Source organism: Luteimonas salinilitoris, from assembly GCF_041300785.1.
GTDB classification, from domain to species: Bacteria; Pseudomonadota; Gammaproteobacteria; order Xanthomonadales; family Xanthomonadaceae; genus Luteimonas; species Luteimonas salinilitoris.
In genome coordinates, this window is sequence record NZ_JBFWIB010000058.1 from 1 (window position 1) to 745 (window position 745).

The following is a 745-nucleotide window of genomic DNA, read 5'->3' on the forward strand; positions in this document are numbered from 1 at the left end:
GCCTGGATCGCGCGGTCGATGGCCGCCAGTTCCCTCGTGAGCGCCGCGATCGTGCGTGCCATGCGCTTGCGCACCACCGGCGAGGTCAAGGCGGTCTGCTGCTTCTGTGCCTGCAGCGTGGTCACGACCTGCCCGCGACGACGCAGCCAGTCGCGCAGTTCGCGCTGCCAAGGCACCGGCGCCTCATGGCGGCGCAGGCGGTCGGCGAACAGGCGCGCCATCAGGCAAAGCAGCCGGGCATCGATGGCGTCGGTCTTCGCCAGCTCGCCTGTCGCCCGGGCGAAGTCCCGTGCCTGGCGGGGGTTGATCCGCGAGACCCACAGCCCGGCATCGCAGCAGGCCTCGAGCAGTGCGTCCTCGTAGCCGCCGGTCGCCTCGACCAGGATCCGCGCATCGAGGACCGGGCCCAGACGCCGAACCAGCTTGCCGATCCCGGCCGCGGTGTTGGCGAAGCGCACCACGCCCGGCACCCCATCGATTGCGACATCCAGCGCTGCCTTGCCCACATCGACCCCGACTGCCGTCATGCCCATTCTCCGTTACAGTTGGCCTGTCGAGAGCATCGCGCCCGGGCCCACGCTTATCGGTACGAGGGTTGCCTCGTGCAACTGTCCGGGCGCAGGGCGCGAGATCCGGCGTGCGGCCCCTGCTGAATTACGGTGGTGCTGACACCGAGGCGTTATCGGGCGCGCACGCCGGGCTCTCGGCACTTAGGCTAGGGGAAATTGAAGACATAAGGCGTTAG

1 protein-coding gene is annotated in these 745 nt (G+C 69.1%); it reads right to left on the reverse strand.

Features of this window, described 5'->3' with window-relative positions; all coding sequences use genetic code 11:
• The coding region (locus AB5T46_RS20425; RefSeq protein WP_370565948.1) for an IS110 family transposase at positions 1-527 on the reverse strand (527 nt) is incomplete at its 3' end.
• Between the last annotated feature and the right edge of the window lie 218 nt (positions 528-745).